We start from the raw sequence: 18069 nt of genomic DNA, 5'->3' as shown, positions 1-18069 counted from the left end.
CAGTTGATATGGAAATTATTGAAAATAATTAATGTCCTGTGTGACCAAAACCCCCTTCTCCACGGTTTGATTCTTCCAACTGGTCTACTTCTATCAATTCTGCCCTCACTACTGGTTGAATTACCATTTGAGCAATTCTTAAACCACGTTTCACAACAAACGGTTCTTTTCCGAAATTACATAATATGATTCCGATTTCACCGCGGTAATCACTATCTATTGTGCCTGGAGTGTTTAAAAGTGTTAGACCATGCTTCAATGCCAAACCGCTTCTTGGTCTTAACTGTGCCTCATATCCAAAGGGCAATTCAATATATAGACCCGTAGGTACGAGTTTAATTTCACTGTGTTTCAATGTTAAATCGCTTTCAACGGCGGCATAAAGATCCATACCACTTGCCGCATCACTCATGTATCGCGGCAATGGCAAGTCCTCCGTTCCCTGTTTTCTCTTTAATTTTACTCTGACCGTTTTCACAGCATTTATTTGTTTTTAAGTGTTTCTAATATTACAGAAACTATCATTTCGTTTGAAGCGAGTCTTCCCTTTCCCATCTTCCCTGTACACAAACGACCTTCTTCCGGTTCAATAATTATATAACCATGCTCTTTTAACTTTTTAATATTTTGCTGCACTATTGGGTTTAAATACATGCTATCATTCATTGCCGGAGCGATAATTACAGGGGTTTTCGCGGCCATAACCGTACAGGTTAATGCATCATCAGCAATTCCGGCAGCCACTTTTCCAATAAAATTTGCCGTAGCAGGAGCTACTACAATTAAATCTGCTCTCTCCGCCAGAGACACATGACTAGGATTATAATTTTCATTTTCGACAAACAACTCTGTAATGACATTTTTTTGGGAAATGGAACGAAACGTTACCGGATGTACAAAACGTTGCGCATTATACGTCATTACCACAAACACGGCGCTGCCTCTTTTGACCAAGCCCGATACAATTTCAACCGCCTTATAAGCAGCAATGCTTCCTGTCACCCCAACAACTATACAATTATGCATAATTACGCTATATACAAAATGTTACGAATTGCATTGACGGTTGCGTCCAAATCATCGTTTACAACGCAATAGTCATATTTATCTTTGTATTCCAGTTCTTTTTCCGCCATTTTAAGGCGATTCACCAGGTCTTGTGCCTTATCGGTATTTCTGTTAATCAGGCGTTGGCTCAAGGTTACATTATTCGGCGGCAATAAGAAAATTAAAATGGCCTCAGGAAATTTTTCTTTTATTTGCAAAGCCCCCTGCACATCGATTTCCAGAAGATAAAAAATGTCCTTTTTGGTTGCCTCTTGCAGTGGTTTTAGAGGTGTGCCGTAATTGTAGCCGCAATATTCTGCGTATTCGGCAAATTCACCATTTTTAATCATTTCCATAAACTTATCTTTAGAAACAAAATGATATGATTCGCCGTCTTTCTCGTTGTTTCTGGGTGAGCGTGTCGTTACCGAAATTGATTCTTCGACATGCGCCTGTTGCTTCAATATTTTGCAAACCGTTGTTTTGCCAGACCCTGAAGGCCCTGAAATAATTACAATTTTCCCCATTAAAATATGCTTATGCCGGCAAACAGATTAAAATATTTATTGTTTCTCATTATAACAATTCCCTTATTCAATATTAAATGCCTGCTCACGGATTTTCTCAATTTCCATTTTAATATCAATAAGGTCTTTCAACAATACTGTATCGTTAGCTTTAGAACACATCGTATTTGTCTCACGAAACATTTCCTGAATAATAAAATCAAGTTTCCTACCAATAGATTCATTAGAATCTAATGTCTCCTGCAACTGATGTATATGACTTTTAAGTCTGTTTATTTCTTCTGCAATATCGCTTCTCTCTGCAAATATGGCGACTTCACGACATAAATTACTATCTGTAAGTTCAACGTTGGTTTCAGAAAGCAGGAATGCTACCCTGCTGTGCAGCCGTTTTGCATATTCCTGAATTATTAATGGTAATCGTTCCTCAAATTTATCCATCATTGACACGATAAAATCTTTTCTCTGTAATATATCTTTTTTTATATGACTCCCTTCGGTTATGCGCATTTCTGATAATTTTTCCAGAGCCTCGTTAATAAGAGTATGACAAATACTCAATAACGATTCAGCGTCATTCGCATCATCCTTGTTTTTTTGTAAAACTCCAGGCAATTGTACTAACGAATTGATTGAAATTTCATCAGTACATTTGATTTTTCCTTTAAGCTCGTTTATTAAACGATAATACTCCTCTATCTTCTCCGTATTTAATGTAAAATCATTCTCTTGCCGAAACGATTTATAGTTCAGCGATAAAACAACAGAACCCCGAACAATTTTTTTCCTTATAGCCCGATCAAACTCACTTTCAAAAGACTGAAATTGTTCCGGCAAACGTGTATTTATTTTTAAGAATTTATTGTTCTCAGAGCGGATTTCCACACGCATCGAACCCCTATCATCATTGTATTCAGCAATTCCAAATCCGGTCATACTCTTAAGCATAATAAGGCTCCATATCTATACCTACGGACTCTCAGACTATCATTTCTTTGCATTTTTGTTTCATCACCATATTTAATAATTGTTTATTTAACATTGTTTTGCCTCACGGTAATCCATCTATTACATTGTCAAAGAGACTTTTAGGCACACCCTTAGCCCGGCATTTTCAACATTGTTCTCGCCTTCATACGTGCATTAATCATGATCACAATCTTCACTGTGTTCGTGTTCCTGCGGTTCCTGCGGTTCCCGATGTTCATGTGTCATCATTGTTCCTAAATCTCCGGTAGGCGAAGAAAGTTTAAACAAGAAAATTGTTGCAACAATAAAGGCGGCGCCAATCAGATAGGTAACTTGCGTAAGAAACGAGCTTGTTCTTGTGCCAAAAGCGGACTGATCGCCCAAACCTCCAATAGCAGCCAACCCCCCTCCTTTTCCGGACTGCAATAATATTGCACCAATTAAAAATACGCATAAAATTGGCAATGTTATTTTCAATGCAACAATCCAATTTAAAAAAAAGAATGCATTCAGCGTGCCAAAGATAACAACAATAGCAAGCCCCCATTTAAACGCCTTTTCCGCCTTAATCATCTAACTCTCCTACCTATTCATAAAAATCACACTATCAAACTAAAAATCAACACCCTGTACAACTTCAATAATTGTTAAAAAAGATTCTAATTCAAGGCTGGCACCGCCAACCAAAAGACCGTCAATTTCCGGCTGATGTATCAATGCTTCAGTATTATCTGCTTTTACGCTCCCTCCATAGATAATACTCAACTTCTTTGCAATATCTTTACCATAGTCTTCAGATAAAATAGTCCTGATAAAGGAATGAACTTCGTTTGCCTGTTCAGGAGAAGCCGTTCTGCCAGTGCCAATCGCCCAAACCGGCTCATACGCAATGATAATGCATTTTATTAATTCAATGCCAACACCACGCAATCCATTTTTAAGCTGCCGAAGAACGATATCTTTTGTATTCCCGGCCTCTCGTTCTTCCAACGTCTCACCAATACAAAGTATTGGAACTAATTCAAAGGATATGGCTTTTTTGATTTTATCATTTATGAAGAAATCGTCTTCTCCAAAAATATGTCTTCTCTCTGAATGGCCAACAAGTACATGAGAACACCCGACTTCCTTTAACATTGGAGCGGCAATTTCACCTGTAAATGCCCCACTGGCTTCACTGTGCATATTTTGAGCCGAAACGCAAATCGTACTGCCCTCCAAAATGGCACAAATATCTTTGAGGAAAACGTAAGGCGGACAAATACCGCACATAATCCAGGTTTTCCCCGCTATAGCCGCTTTTAAAGACCTGGCATATTGAACCCCCTCTTTCAGGGATTTATTCATCTTCCAATTGCCCAGAATAATCGGTCTTTTTTTTTGGTTGTCTGAATTCAATGCCTCTTAATCTCCTTTTGGAAAAGAGCCGAGAATCTTAACATCAAAACATTTTTTTGATATCTCTTCAAGTGCTTTTTGAACATTCTGGTCTGATACATGTCCATCAAAATCCAAATAAAAGCAATATTCCCATGCCTTTTTTCGCGTAGGCAGTGATTCTATATTCGTGAGATTGATGCTGTACGATTTAAATGGGCCTAAGATTTCTACCAATGCCCCGGAACGATTTTTAACGTAACACATTATCGCTGTTTTGTCCTTTCCGCTGGGGCCGCTATATTCTTTGCCGAGGACAAAAAACCTTGTCGTATTGCTCGGGTCGTCTTCAATATTTTCAAAAAGAATCTTTAATCCATATTTGTGAGAAATCTCAGAGTTGCCAATCACGGCAAAACACCTGCCTTCCTCCGACTTTTGAGCACCTGCAACTATTCTTGCAGCCTCTGCGCTACTACTTACCTCAATAAGTTCAATGCAAGGAATGTTAACCGCCAACCAATTTTTACACTGTGTTAATATTTGTGGTTTCGAAAATACCTTTCTGATTTCTTCTTTTTTGCAATTTGCCATCAAATAATGATGGATTGGCAAAATTATTTCAGAACATACCTTTACATCATGTTTTACAAACATATTCAATGTTTCACGAATGCCACCTTCAATGGTATTCTCAACGGGAACAATGCCATAATCACATCTATTGCCGGCTACATCACTGAAAACACACTCTATGCCCCTTGCCGGGATGTACTCAACAGACGAACCAAATTTCTGTTTTGCGGCAAAATAACTAAACGTTCCTTCAGGGCCGAGATAAGAAACCCTAATAGCCTTCTCTAACACCAAAGAACCTGCCATTAATTCACGGTATATAGCTTTTAAGCATTCATTAGATAAAGGCCCCTTATTTTTTGATGTAATTCGTAGGTAAACTTCCTGCTCTCTATTAGGAACGTAAACCTGTGAACGATTTTGTTGTTTAATTTCTCCAATCTTTAAAACGAATTTTGCTCTTTCGTTGAGTAAATCTACAATCTTCTCATCAATTATGTCAATTTCGTTCCTTAAATCATCGATACTCATGTCTATTTTAACCAGTCAGCAAATAGTAATTATTTAAGGTTAGTCGTTGATAACAAAGCATTTATAGGTAAAATTTCAACTAAATTTATCACAATTCCTCAAGAGAGTCAATAAAATTAAGTCATTTGAAGTTTTTTTAATTGACTGTAGACGAAACATTGTTAAAATCATTAAAATAAAATTTATTTTTGCTCTAATATTTTGCATTTAGGCATGTTATGATGTAAAACGATAACGATGCCATCGTTCTTTTAAATACTATTTTTACGATTGATTTATTATTTTCCTACCTGAGCTTCAATATCATTATCTTACGTTTTTAAGTATTTGTATTATATGAATTTATATTAACCTGTTCAGAAAGGATTGTATACTTATGGCAGTAGGAAAAATAGGCAACTCTCCGCAAAGGATTGGGGTCTTCGTTGATGTTCAAAATATGTTTTATTCCGCAAAGGCGTTACATCAGTCTAAGATTGATTATAGTAAACTTTTATTAGAGATCGTTGGTGGTAGAAATTTAGTACGGGCAATAGCTTATATCGTACAGAAACCGGATGTGGACCAATCCAGTTTTACAGACGCTTTGTGCCGATTAGGGTATGAGATCAAAACGAAGGACCTGCGACTGAGGCCTGACGGCACCGCAAAAGGTGATTGGGACATGGGTATTGCAATTGATACAATTTCAATTGCATCCAAACTGGACACAGTTGTATTGGTTACTGGTGATGGGGATTTTGTACCACTGGTAGAGCTATTGAAATACCATGGTTGTAGGGTTGAAACTGTTTCTTTTCGACGTAGTACCGCCATAGAACTCATCAATGTTTCTACAAAATATACCGCTATAGAAGAATCTATGCTATTTAAGGAAAAAAAGTTTCAAAAAAATGATACTGCAAACTAACTCTCAAACAAACCCGGAAAAATTTATTGCATGCCAGAACATTATTGGCTATTCTTTTAAAAAAATGTTGTTACTAGAAAAGGCATTGACGCATACATCATGCCGGGTTGAGAATAATTTTTCAAACGAGCGGTTAGAATTCCTTGGCGATGCAGTATTAGGTATGATTATTTCCGACTATCTTTACAAAACAATGCCGCATTATAGCGAAGGAGAGTTGACAAATGTAAAGTCTGTTGTTGTAAGCCAATCAACATTGGCAAAAGTTGGCATGGAGGCCGGCTTAAAAGAATTTCTTTTAGTGGGAAGAGGATTAAACGACAGGGACCTTTTTCCGAAATCTTTGCTCGCAAATGTTTTTGAAGCTTTAATTGCAGCAATTTATATTGATGGAGGCATAGAAGCCGCCAGTGAGTTTACCTTAAGATATTTAAAAAAAGAAATAGATCTCGTATGTAAAAACCAGCACAAAAAAAATTACAAATCGATATTGCAACAATACAGTCAAAAAGAATATGGTATTACCCCAACTTACCGGTTATTGCAACAAATAGGGCCAGACCATGGCAAATCCTTCGAAATAGTGGTGTCAATTAAGGGGAGTGAATATGGCCGGGGATGGGGAAAAAGCAAAAAAGAAGCAGAACAATCTGCCGCGAAAGAAGCCTTGAAAATATTAACACCCGATTCAAATTAAATCTTCTGCGTGTAACTAAATGATTCTCTTTATTTTAAACAATTAACGGAGGTAATTTATGGTAAGGCAACTGAATAAAAAGAAAATAGTCGGTATCTGTCCGGTAGGTATAAAAAAAGCAGTATGTCCAAGTATTAAGAAGACCAGACAAATGCACACACAGTTAATGATTGCGCAAAGGCAAAAGAATCCAGATTCATCGCAAATTGAAAGCCTTAGAAATGCTTTAAGAAAAAGAAAGAGCATAGGCATTGCGGTCGAATGCGGTACCTGCATATATAATAAGCAATAATTTATTGGAAAATATTTTTTATCCGCAGATTCTGCAGATTAGCACTTAAAAAAAACTATTTTAATCTTCTCTTGATCTGCGTAATCTGTGGATTATTTATTTTCGTCCCACTTTGTGACCTTTAGGTCATGGATGTTTCATTAGAAATGCGAATATTACACATTATTTAAAATACCTTGTTCTGTATAAGGGTATTCGAGAAGATCTGACATTTCTCTCGTGAGTGATTCAATTTCTTCCTCACTCATATTTGGATTAAAAACATAATATTCTTTATCTTCTCTGGGATATTGAACAACAATACATTCCTTGTCTTCTTGCTTTTGCAGGTTTTTGAATTTAAATACCTTCTTTCGGATTAAATATAGCGCTAAAACATATCGTAAATTTTTTTTGTGCGCATTTTCGCTATCTTCTAATCTGCAAAATATATCCAGAATCAGGCCAATATTGACAAACTTTTTAATGGGCTTGCCCTGCTTCGGTATCCTCGTTTTCCAGAATGAAAAAAGATTTTCAAGCGCATCTCTTTTCCAACAGGTAGCGCAAAAATCTTTTCGTGTAAAATTTTCATCTTCATCAAAAAGGGCTGAATAATAGTCCTCTTCTTCTTCGAATTTTTTCTCACAAACACTGCATTTGGTATTCCCTTTATTTATTCTCCATTCCATAGCGCAATTTAGATAGCTTGTTCTTCTCTCCACAATTTTTTCTGTACGATTTTATAAATTTCATTAAAATAAATTTTGGCAGTTTTCTCTGCCTGATGCATCTCATTTTGTACCTTTTGAATCATTACCTGGTTGTCCAAATGCGAAAGATTAATATCAACATTTATCTTACCACATTGAAATCCTGCATCAGCAAGTATCGCAGCTACACCTACTTCTGATATGAGATTTGGATTGGTAATTTCCGCAAATTCTCTGGTCAATTTTAATACATAAAGACACGTCATTGCGGTTTTTAAGGGTACCATCGTCGCAAATATCTTTGCCCTTATAATGGATTCGAGTCTAAATTTCTTTTCATCACTTGTAATCTTTGGCATCCGTAATGTCTTGTCTACTTCATTATAAACATCAACATCTTCCTGTATTAATGCCGTTAACACTTCTCTGCTCTTTTCACATTCTTTCAGTAATTCCTTTAACCGTCCGGTATTTTGTTCAAATCCTTGTTTTCCAACAGTAAAATGAATCGACATTGAAGCCATTGCTGACGCCAACGCCCCAATTAATGCCGACGCACTCCCACCGCCAGGCGCCGGAATGCGGGCAGCCGAATCATTCAAATACTTTTCAATGGACTCATTTAAATACATCATGGCCTGTTATCTTTGTATGATAATCCCGGTATCCGTTGTAACAAAATCAAACACTTCTTCAACATCACTATTTTTCATTCGAATACACCCGTCTGAAGATGCGGTACCAATTGTTTCAGGCATCGTTGTACCATGAATCCCGAATCCGGCAAGATTTTCTTTTTCTTTAAAACCTATCCACCGTGTCCCTAATATGTTTTTCTCATCTCCGTAAGAATAAACACCGCCATAAGGCGAATACCATGTTGGATTCTTCATTTTGTTCTTGACCTCAAACGTTCCTTCCGGCGTTTTATCATTCTTACCGGTACCGATACGGTATTGTTTTACATAACGGTCGTTCAGCAGCACCGTCAGGGTAAATTCACTCTTACTAATCAATATCTTTGTTTTACCTTTTAGAATCTTGAGTTTTTCTCCAATATTCAGTCGTGAATCCGGTTTTTTATTTATTCTCATAATAAGTTCATAATTGGTATTAAATTGCTTTGCAATCTTCGAAAGCGTTTCCCCAGCCTGCACGGTATACAATACCGCATCTTCGGAAGGTTTGGTTGAAAATATCAATTCACTGTTCAATTTATCTAATAATTCTTTAATTTCATGCTGTTTTTCAGGGATTTTTTTATTTAAAAAAATTTCCGAAAGATGATTTCTCGCCTCATAATTTTTCCCCTCTTTTAAATATTCATCAATCATACCTATGTTAAACACACTCCTTTTTTCACTGAGTGGCGTCTTATTCTTTTTAATATTTTTTAGATCATCAGTGCTTATAATAATATCTTTTTTATACAATATGATATCATCTTTTCCTACCAGTAAAATGGATGTTCCGTGATCATTTGCGGCAAAGATGCTGGTATTGTTGCTAAATAAAAATAGGCCGCTGTTTACAGGAGCGAAAATAGACATAAATATCAATATTTTGTTTATTGTAATATTTTTCATACTATTAACAATCCCCCCGCATAAATAGCACCCAAGTAATTGAAACTCTTTCGATACATAGCAAGCCGTTATCTCAACTTTTTGATGATAATAGATACTCTGTCATTAAATCTGTCGCCGCCAGGGCTTTTAACAAAAGAATTATTGTTGCCATGTCCGACAGTTATTAGCCTTTTGTGAGAAATGTTCCCTTTTTCGTGCAAATAATCAGCAACAGCTCTCGCTCTATCAACCGATAGTTTCCAGCTTGTTTCATAATCCTTAGATGGTTTAAAGGCCACTCTCGTATGCCCCTCTACCATTAACAAAACAGGTCTGTCAGCAGTCAAATTAACCAGGTTATTTAAAGAATGCATGCCTTCCAGCGACAATGTTGCTCCATGCTCTTTAAAATAAATTACTGCAGCGGCAGGTATATGATCTGCTTCATTCTCCATTTTATCTACTTCCTTATCGCCTGTTTGCGCCGGAATATCATCCATATCATCATCGTAAAAGGTATATTTCATATCATGGATATTTTTACTCTCTTCAATACTACTGCTCTCCGGCAACAATCCCCCCATACCTAATGTTATAACATTTCTTTGAAACGATTTTTGAAATGCTTCAACCATTTTCTTGTTTTTCTCTTCAGTAAAAGTATTAATAATGATAAAAAAAGCCAGAAGCAACGTTGCCAATGCTGCATACGATAACAAAAACATGTCCGGCGGCTTTGCAGGAAAGAAACCCTTCTTTTTCTTTTTGCGAGAAGACATCTAAATGTATTTTCCAATAAAATTCACAAAAATATTAGCTCGCTTTTTTTAATACAACAATAGCAATTTTGTCTGTATCTCTTATTTCATCAATCCGTCTGCCGGAGATTGCAACCCTTGCCGGAGCAATCGTTTCAAATGATAATAAATAATCTGCAATACGCCCTGCCCTATCAATTATCAATTTCTTTTGTGCTGAAATTTTCTGCCATTCGACACCCCCAACACTCGTATCCACAATAATCTTTCCGCGCGTCATTCCCAAAACAGAACTCAGTTTTTTAAAAATATTATTTGCTTCCCATGTTAAAATTGACTCACCTTTTTCAAAACAAACATCTACTGGTATTTTTACAATATATCCTACCTTTATCTCTTCAATGTCAATATAATTGCTTAATTCGGATTTCGTAACAAAATCGTTTAAATATTGATACCATTCTTTATCTTCAACAAATTTTTCCGTTTCCGTCAATTCCTGCATTCGCGTGGGCGGAAAATCAACTTCTTTAATATCAACAATGTCGGACTTTGCATCTTTGTCTAGAGGTTGTTTGCTGCCTTCCAATACATGAGTACCCCCAATACTAGCCTGAACCTGTTTCATGGCTTCTTTATATTTATCAACATTGATCGTAGAAAGGCTTATTAACATAACAAAAAATGTTACTAACAATGTCACCATATCGCCGTATGTTAGCAACCATCCTGGAGTTTCCGGGCCTTTCGGCGCTTCTTCTGACATTGTTTCTATTCCTTTTTATTTTCTTCAGACATTTTCATCGCATCCTTCGGCTGCAAAAACGCCTTCAATTTGTCTTCGGTAATCATGGGTGCATCACCTTTTTGTATTGAAACAACGCCTTCCAGTATGATTTCTTTCGACAAAAGTTCTTTGCTGCTTAACGTTTCTAATCTGCCACCAAGTGGTATAAAAATAAGATTTGACAAAATAACCCCATACAATGTAGTTATAAGCGCAACCGCCATACCGCCGCCAATTTTTGAGGGGTCATCGAGGTTTTTTAACATATTAACAAGGCCCAACAACGTTCCAATCATACCATAAGCAGGAGCCACCATTCCTGCAAAATCAAGAATACCCTTGCCAGATGTATGTCTTTGTCTTATTTTATCAATTTCAGTTCCGAGAATATCCCTTAAGGCATCCGAGTCCGAACCGTCCACCAGTAATCTTACCGACTTAACCAAAAATGGATCATTTATTTTTTCAACCTCTTTCTCGAGTCCCAAAAGACCTTCGCGACGACTGACTTTACAAAATTCAACCAACCGCTTGATTTCTTCCTCAATTGGCCCAAATTTAACAAATACCGTTTTCTTTGCTACGGCAATCGCTCCAATTACTGTCGGTATCGGAAATCGTACGATGGTCGCAGCCAACGTCCCACCAACTACAATCATTATGGAAGGTATGTTGATGTAAGCAATAACTGCCGCTCCACCTCCATCCATCACAATAGATACCAATATCAACGCAGCACCAATTATTATCCCTATTAGTGCACCAGGATCCATAATTTATTTTCTCCATGCAAAAAAATGATAACGTTTTAAAACAAATTTCGTGTTCATAAAATTTTTTCTCGAAATATTACCTTCTATTTAAAACTTACGCAAGTTCTTTTTATGTATATATTTGGATTTAAATTGCAGATATTTGCCGTGGATAATGTATCGGTTTTCTTATTCGCAGCGGTATGTCCAGATATGAAATAATATGCTTCTTCAACTGACGGGGGAAATTTTTATGTCAATTTAGTGGAACTTCTCAACTTTAGTCAAACAAATACAACCATGACCTCTTACTCAACCATGCCGTACATAGATATCGCGTGCAACAGTTGAATCGATTGCAATTTGTGTTTGGCCCATTTGTATCACATAGGTGGGGTATTTCTGGTGTAGGTGGATTTTTATCCCTGGCAATAATCCCATTGAAGAAAGCCTGTCCAGTCTACCGTTAAATTTCGTAACAATGTAAGAAATTTTAGCGTTTTTCCCAGGCTGTAATTCTGTAAGTGGAAATACTACAGGGCGTATTTCCTGATCAGTTTTCCTGCAGCAATCACCCGGAGGGATATTTTTCCCATGAGGACATGTTAATGGGTGACCCAAAAGCGTGCATATGCTTGTTGTTACCTCTTCGCTCAAAAAATGCTCAAAATCACACGCGCTGGAATCCATGGCTTCTTCTTTTACCTCTAAAACATCGTGCAATAATCTTTCCGCAAGTCTGTGCCTTCTGATGATTAATTTTGCTTCCACCTGACCCTTTTCCGTCAGAATAACTTTATTATCTTTTAACAAAATATATCCATTATTCACAAGTGTTTTCAGATATGCTTCAGCAAAAGAACTGCCTTCCTTCCTGATCAGCAATTCCTTCTCGGTTTCACCATGTTCTTCTTCAATTGTCCATATCAGCTCCAGCAATTCTTCATGGCAAGACTCAATTATGTTCACGTTTTTTTTCTCCATACAGTTCCATTCTCAAACAATAGTTTGGTTTTGTTATTTTTATAAGAATTATCATGATGACAACCATAATACCGCCACCGATGAAATCATATTCCGAACGATATGTACGAAACACTATAATTTTTGAAAATACTTCTGAAAGAATTACTCCAAAAATAAAGCCGCCAATTAATGATATTATTTTATTTTTATTTATCCAGTTTCTGTTATCACGCAAGATAACAAGCTGTCCAGCCTTTACTTTATTTAGTCCGGCTACCTTTATGATATCTTTTGTTCCTGTTTTCTTGGGGCATGACGAACAGTTACTACACGCGCTTTGTGTATCAACAATACATACCTCTGCACACTCTTCCGAAAGAGAAACAATCCTGCCTATCATTTGTCCCATCAAAATAAACGCAAAACAATTCTTAACAAACCCCCAACGAGTATAGAATAGGGCAATATAAATGCAAACATTAAAAATGCGTTTTTCGCACCGCGCTCTTTGATCATAACAAAAAAATTTGCAATGCAGGGAATAAACAAGGTGATAACCACGAGGGAAACCAGTAACTGTTTTGGATCTATTACATGCCCCACCCCCTGTTCTTCCAACACTTTAAAAATACTAACCGCTCCATAATCTCTTCTTAAAAACCCTAAAATAAATCCGCGGGTCGTTTCAACCGGCAATCCTAAAAAATATCCGATTACTGGTTGCCCTATTTTCTCAACAAAAGATAACACTCCCAACTTTGTAGCAACAAATAAAACAAGCGTACCCAGTACAAACAAAGGTACGGCCTCTTTCATAAACCAGTTAACCCGATAAAATGTCTTTATGAATATATTGGATAATTTTGGCATGCGAAACGGAGGTATCTCCATTATAAAATCAGAGGGGGCGCCTGGCAGGATTATTGCTGATAAATAACCAACAAAAAAAAGCTGTGAGCAAATAATAAGAAAATATGCCGCAAAATATATCCCGGAAATACTACCGAGAACACTTGCAATCACCCCTAGCTGCGCGGAACAGGGTACCGCCAATGCTAACAACAGGGTGGCAATAATCCTTTCCTTTTTCGTATTTAAAATCCTGGTGGTCATCGTTGCCATCGTGTCACATCCCAAACCTAAAACCATTGGAAGCACGGCCTTTCCGTTTAATCCGATACGCTTAAATGTCTTGTCCACCATCACCCCCAGTCTGGGCAAATACCCGCTGTCTTCCATAATGCCAAATGCAAGAAAGAAAAACCCTACAATGGGGAAAACGATTGCAATCGCATAGGTAAGTCCTACCTGAATCAGCCCTGATTGCGCATTTAAAAATAATTCGTAAATCAAATTATCTTTACTCATTATTTTTTGTGCCAACAGTCCAATATAATAATTTATTCCCTCGAAATTGATGTGGGTAAAAGTATAAACCTTTTTAAGAAAAGGAATATACACACATAAATCAAAGCCATCCGAGGGCGTTTCCGCACTGCCAAATATCTTGTTTTCTAAAAAGTCCACACACACACCGGAACCAAACTCTCCCACCCATTTGTAAACTATCCACAAAATTATTATCAACAGGGGAAATGCAGCTATGGGATGCATGGTAATCCGCCCCAAAACTTCGGTAATTTTACTCCGTGTTTTAAATTCATTTTTATAAAGATACAACGTAAAATAAAGGGACATTATGCCGCCGGCAGAAAGTTCCAGCACGGTCTCAAGGACATCGGATACCTGCAACTTCATGGTAATTGCATACATGAGCAACGACATAAGTTTATATCCGATTAAAAAAGTCGTCAGGGGTACCAAAAAGAAGAAAAATACTCCCCTCATAAACGGCCGGGTTTCCGCCTCTTTTCCCGCTGCGGTTGTAACCTTTTCAATCAGACGGTCAACATAATGTGAGCGTTTAATGCTAATAACGTACCCTAACGGATTACTAAAATGTCTCTGCACGTCTTCACGTATTCCGGCAATTTCTTGCAACGAAACTTCCGGTAATTTTTCCTTTAATTTTCTTTCCAGCGATTCGTCATGCGATAACAACATAATCGCCAAAGCCCTGTCGTTCACCACCATTAGATTGTTAAGTATCTTGCCTACCCTTGAAATTCCTTCTTCAATATATCTGCCGTAATTAATCCGGATGTCCGGCACACTGGCAAGAGGCACCGAATGAAACAACTCTCTGAAACCTACCTTGTGTGTTGCAATAGTTTTCACTATAGGAATCTTCAAATAATCCTGCAAGGCATTGATATCAACATTCATCCCTCTGTCAAGGAGTTCATCCCACATATTAAGTACCAGCAAGACCGGCAACCCCATTTCAGCGATCTGGGTTGTTATCAATAAACCACGCCTCAGGTTTTTAGCATCGATAACCTGAACAATGCGCTTATCGTAATCTTCCAGCAAAATATCCCTTGCAACTGCCTCATCTTCAGAAAGCGGTATGAGACTATTCGCGCCCGGCGTATCTATCACTTCGATACCCCCTTCATACCCTTTATATACCCCACGCGATACTTCCACCGTGGTGCCCGGATAGTTTGATACTGTTACGTATTTACCCGTAAGTAACCCAAAAATAACACTCTTTCCGACATTCGGGTTTCCGACAAGTGCCAATTTGAAGGTACCTGCACTCTTAATATTCATATACGTATTACCCGTAACTGCTCTTTCATTTAATTTAACGTTTAGTACCTTATCAGTAATTTCTTTGCACACTTCCATTCGTCAGTGCGTGCTTTGTAGCAAAATATTTAATGGTGGAATCCGAATATTTAATTTTTTAATCTGTGCAATCTGTGGTTCCGCCTTTAGTATTTCGTGCATGTTTGGTTCTGGCTTGATTGATAATGAGTCTCAGCAAAAACAGTCTACTTCCTTTCCGGTTTAAGTCAAGTAATTTCTGCGTAGAGGATTTGATGAACTCTTTCTTAAATATCCGGAGGGAGAATGATGTTGCCGTTTTTCAACGTGTTTGATTTGAATCTCTTAAGTTGTGGGAGAAATGGACTATACTCCCATTCGAGGTGGTATTTATTATAGAGCGTCTTGATTAACCGATGGTATTTTTCATGTATTGATTGGGTTTCATCTTTATGTCTTTCGTCACAATAAAATGCCCTGCAGGAAAGCATCCGAAAGTTCCTGATACTGCATAAATCATTTTTGAGAAATGGACAAACATCTCTTGAAATATCAAAATCGTGAACAGACACATTTTTAGTTACATAATCAACTTCAACACTGCTTGCATACAGCACATGGTCATATTCCCCGAAATTGCCGCACATTCCACATTTATTACATCTGGGATTAATCAAAGACACTTCATGCTCTAAGAGACAATAAAGTTCCTTTAACTCCGAAAACAGTTGATCATTATGAGCTGTTTCCTTTTCTGCAATAATACTATTATCCGGCAAATCGATTTTCATACATTATCAAATTCTTTCGTATTGTTTTCAAATTATGCAACCGCCCTTTATCTATGCCTGCACACTGCCCCTTTAACTTTTCCCACTCGTTCTTTTCTTTGATGTTCGAAGACCAAAAAGGAAACGTTCTGCATTGGCATGGTCTAACTTCATATATAACGCAACCGTTGTTATACATAACGCAATCGCCATTGCCATATTCCACCAAACTAATTCGCCCATAAACATTTCTTAAATATTTTTTTGCAAACATTTCCTGAGTAATTCCCAGAAATCGGGAAATGTCTTTAATCTCTTTGTCATTCACCCAAACAACCCCTGGCTCCCCACGGCAACACTTGCCACACTGCTGGCATTCAAACTGTAGTCCTTTTTTGTACCAGGGCTTACAATCTGCTCCATCCTCTTTATCTTTTGTTTGTTCGCTGCAATCCATATCTCAAATAAATAATTTCTCTTCTATACTTCCCACTTTTTGCGTTTATTCCACACAGTAAAATTTCTCATATATTGAAAATCTATCGGGAAATAACAATACAATTTTAACTTTGAAATGTAAAGGAAGAAATAATGGTAAAACTCCACATTCTGAAGCAATGAATATGTACAATAAACAATTAATAATTCAATAGCTATTAACAAAAAACCATACTAGAATATATTTTTAATCTTTCTGGATGAACGGTAGTTGAAACAATCTGTTTATGGGTTGACATTTTAAGCAGTGAATGTCCTTCTTGTTATCACCAATCGTTATCGCGGTCCAATACCTGTCATGCCCCTCGGAGCATGTATGGTTGCTGATGCCACTGTACGGGCTGGTTATCATGTTCAGGTATTAGACTTAATGTTTGTTCGTAACCCATTACGCGCCCTCTGTTCATCCATCGATAAAATACAACCTGATGTCATAGGACTCTCTGTACGAAATATCGACAACAATGATATGTTACATCCGGTAGCGTTCTATAAAGATTTGAAATTACTTGTCGATGCAATTCGCTCAAAAACAAAAGCTATGCTTATCCTGGGAGGTGCTGGTGCAGGGGTTATGCCAGAACAACTCCTCAATTATACCGGCGCAGATTGGGTAATCACAGGAAACGGAGAGGTTGTCTTTCCCGAAGTGTTGGATGTTCTTTCTAAAAATGAAAAGCCGATTCATGTGCCCGGTATTGCGTGGAATGACAAAACAGGTTTTAAAATAAATACTCATAGTGGAAACAATTTTTTATTGAACAACGTAATCCCTGATTTTCGTCGATGGATTAATGTGCCCGCATATTTATCACGGTTTTCCACTATTCCCATTCAAACGAAACTCGGGTGCCACTTTCAATGTGTCTATTGCACGTATAGAAAACTTGAGGGCATTTCTTACCGGTTATGTGATTCTGAACAGGTAGCAAATGCGATTATTGAATTGACAAAAAGTGGTATGAAAGATATTGAGTTTGTAGACAATGTATTTAATTCCCCTTACGGACACGCACTGGATATCTGTGATTCGATTGCAAAGACTGGAATAAATGCCAGATTCCAAACGGTGGAGTTGAATCCTCTTTTTATTGACGATAAACTTCTTCATGTAATGGAACGTGCAGGTTTTGTTGGTATAGGCATTACCGTTGAAAGCGCTGCCGACCCCGTCCTTGAACGTTTAAAGAAAGGTTTTACCGCGCGTGAGATCTATAGGTCATCTGAAATAATCCGGAAACATACTATGCCTTGTTTATGGATATTTATGTTCGGCGGGCCAGGTGAAACGGAAGACACTGTTATGGAAACACTTGATTTCGCGAAAAGACAAATTCGCCCTGAAGATGTAGCGCTTTTTATGATAGGAATACGCATATATCCAGGTACTGAGCTTGAAAATATAGCACGGTCAGAGGACGTATTAACCGTTTCTCCCCATAACATGCTTGAACCGGTATTTTACTTTTCTCCAACCATTCAGTTGGAATGGTTATTGAAAACAATCCGTTCTGCCATGTCGGTACACATGAATTTTATGACTCCCAAAGCTATCGGTTTGCCGTTCCTTCCTGCTCTGAATCGTATAGGATATTGGCTGGGAATCAAACCTCCTCTCTGGAAAAATACACGATTCATTCGCAGAGGGCTTAGATATTTGGGTAGAGATATATAATGTA

At 37.5% G+C, this 18069-nt stretch carries 22 protein-coding genes; 4 read left to right on the top strand and 18 right to left on the bottom strand.

Going from position 1 to position 18069, the window contains the following annotated elements; translation table 11 throughout:
* Positions 1–28 precede the first annotated feature (28 nt).
* The 7 genes from dut to pheA form a co-directional block, all read right to left on the bottom strand.
* Positions 29–478 carry a dUTP diphosphatase gene (gene dut / locus QZT26_RS02140; protein WP_295100274.1) on the bottom strand — a complete coding sequence of 150 codons (450 nt, stop codon included), beginning with the start codon at positions 476–478 and terminating at the stop codon, positions 29–31.
* A 5-nt stretch (positions 479–483) separates the two neighbouring features.
* Positions 484–1026, bottom strand: coding sequence for a flavoprotein (locus QZT26_RS02135; protein WP_295100272.1), 543 nt, complete (start codon positions 1024–1026; stop codon positions 484–486).
* A gap of 2 nt (positions 1027–1028) precedes the next feature.
* Complete coding sequence (gmk, locus tag QZT26_RS02130) at positions 1029–1574, bottom strand: guanylate kinase (RefSeq protein ID WP_164995134.1); 546 nt, start codon at positions 1572–1574, stop codon at positions 1029–1031.
* A 63-nt stretch (positions 1575–1637) separates the two neighbouring features.
* Positions 1638–2522: a YicC/YloC family endoribonuclease gene (locus QZT26_RS02125; RefSeq protein ID WP_099323776.1), complete on the bottom strand. Its 885-nt coding sequence runs from the start codon at positions 2520–2522 to the stop codon at positions 1638–1640.
* A 195-nt stretch (positions 2523–2717) separates the two neighbouring features.
* On the bottom strand, positions 2718–3116 hold the full coding sequence (gene secG / locus QZT26_RS02120; RefSeq protein ID WP_099323777.1) for a preprotein translocase subunit SecG: 399 nt from the start codon (positions 3114–3116) through the stop codon (positions 2718–2720).
* 39 nt (positions 3117–3155) lie between these two features.
* Entirely contained in the window at positions 3156–3941 is a 786-nt protein-coding gene (gene tpiA / locus QZT26_RS02115) for a triose-phosphate isomerase (protein ID WP_230405671.1), read from the bottom strand.
* A 6-nt stretch (positions 3942–3947) separates the two neighbouring features.
* Positions 3948–5027, bottom strand: coding sequence for a prephenate dehydratase (pheA, locus tag QZT26_RS02110; protein ID WP_099323778.1), 1080 nt, complete (start codon positions 5025–5027; stop codon positions 3948–3950).
* A 376-nt stretch (positions 5028–5403) separates the two neighbouring features.
* Here pheA and QZT26_RS02105 point away from each other — a divergent pair, with 376 nt between their 5' ends.
* From QZT26_RS02105 to QZT26_RS02095, 3 genes are read left to right on the top strand one after another with little or no spacing between them, the layout of a single operon-like run.
* Complete coding sequence (locus QZT26_RS02105; RefSeq protein ID WP_099323779.1) at positions 5404–5937, top strand: NYN domain-containing protein; 534 nt, start codon at positions 5404–5406, stop codon at positions 5935–5937.
* Complete coding sequence (rnc, locus tag QZT26_RS02100; RefSeq protein WP_099323780.1) at positions 5921–6634, top strand: ribonuclease III; 714 nt, start codon at positions 5921–5923, stop codon at positions 6632–6634. Before QZT26_RS02105 ends, rnc begins: the two co-directional genes overlap by 17 nt.
* A gap of 58 nt (positions 6635–6692) precedes the next feature.
* Positions 6693–6926 carry a hypothetical protein gene (locus QZT26_RS02095; RefSeq protein ID WP_099323781.1) on the top strand — a complete coding sequence of 78 codons (234 nt, stop codon included), beginning with the start codon at positions 6693–6695 and terminating at the stop codon, positions 6924–6926.
* 155 nt (positions 6927–7081) lie between these two features.
* Here the strand turns inward: QZT26_RS02095 and QZT26_RS02090 are convergent, their stop codons facing one another.
* From QZT26_RS02090 to QZT26_RS02040, 11 genes are all read right to left on the bottom strand, one after another.
* Complete coding sequence (locus QZT26_RS02090) at positions 7082–7597, bottom strand: hypothetical protein (protein ID WP_099323782.1); 516 nt, start codon at positions 7595–7597, stop codon at positions 7082–7084.
* Between the two features lie 8 nt (positions 7598–7605).
* The gene (locus QZT26_RS02085; RefSeq protein WP_099323783.1) at positions 7606–8253 is read right to left on the bottom strand and encodes a cyclodeaminase/cyclohydrolase family protein; all 648 of its coding nucleotides are present in this window, start codon (positions 8251–8253) and stop codon (positions 7606–7608) included.
* Positions 8254–8259: 6 nt separating this feature from the next.
* A complete protein-coding gene (locus QZT26_RS02080; RefSeq protein ID WP_099323784.1) occupies positions 8260–9204 on the bottom strand; it encodes a L,D-transpeptidase family protein in 945 nt (314 codons plus the stop codon).
* A 68-nt stretch (positions 9205–9272) separates the two neighbouring features.
* A complete protein-coding gene (locus QZT26_RS02075; protein WP_099323785.1) occupies positions 9273–9965 on the bottom strand; it encodes an OmpA family protein in 693 nt (230 codons plus the stop codon).
* A 34-nt stretch (positions 9966–9999) separates the two neighbouring features.
* On the bottom strand, positions 10000–10710 hold the full coding sequence (locus tag QZT26_RS02070) for a flagellar motor protein MotB (protein ID WP_164995135.1): 711 nt from the start codon (positions 10708–10710) through the stop codon (positions 10000–10002).
* 5 nt (positions 10711–10715) lie between these two features.
* A complete protein-coding gene (locus QZT26_RS02065) occupies positions 10716–11504 on the bottom strand; it encodes a MotA/TolQ/ExbB proton channel family protein (protein WP_099323788.1) in 789 nt (262 codons plus the stop codon).
* Between the two features lie 291 nt (positions 11505–11795).
* Positions 11796–12452, bottom strand: a complete 657-nt coding sequence (locus QZT26_RS02060) for a metal-dependent transcriptional regulator (protein ID WP_164995136.1) — start codon at positions 12450–12452, stop codon at positions 11796–11798.
* Positions 12439–12858, bottom strand: a complete 420-nt coding sequence (locus QZT26_RS02055) for a hypothetical protein (protein WP_099323790.1) — start codon at positions 12856–12858, stop codon at positions 12439–12441. Before QZT26_RS02055 ends, QZT26_RS02060 begins: the two co-directional genes overlap by 14 nt.
* A complete protein-coding gene (locus QZT26_RS02050; RefSeq protein WP_295100260.1) occupies positions 12858–15203 on the bottom strand; it encodes a ferrous iron transporter B in 2346 nt (781 codons plus the stop codon). The genes QZT26_RS02055 and QZT26_RS02050 overlap by 1 nt, the downstream gene beginning before the upstream one ends.
* Before the next feature lie 206 nt (positions 15204–15409).
* Positions 15410–15913, bottom strand: a complete 504-nt coding sequence (locus tag QZT26_RS02045) for a hypothetical protein (protein WP_099323792.1) — start codon at positions 15911–15913, stop codon at positions 15410–15412.
* A complete protein-coding gene (locus tag QZT26_RS02040; protein ID WP_099323793.1) occupies positions 15891–16349 on the bottom strand; it encodes a YkgJ family cysteine cluster protein in 459 nt (152 codons plus the stop codon). Before QZT26_RS02040 ends, QZT26_RS02045 begins: the two co-directional genes overlap by 23 nt.
* 339 nt (positions 16350–16688) lie before the next feature.
* On the opposite strand from QZT26_RS02040, the gene QZT26_RS02035 reads away from it, so the two are divergent.
* The gene (locus QZT26_RS02035) at positions 16689–18065 is read left to right on the top strand and encodes a radical SAM protein (RefSeq protein ID WP_295100296.1); all 1377 of its coding nucleotides are present in this window, start codon (positions 16689–16691) and stop codon (positions 18063–18065) included.
* Positions 18066–18069: the final 4 nt, after the last annotated feature.

The sequence above is a fragment of the uncultured Candidatus Kuenenia sp. genome, from assembly GCF_900696675.1.
GTDB lineage: Bacteria > Planctomycetota > Brocadiia > Brocadiales > Brocadiaceae > Kuenenia > Kuenenia stuttgartiensis_A.
Note: the sequence above shows the minus strand (reverse complement) of the source record. Positions and strands in the feature narration are given on the sequence as shown.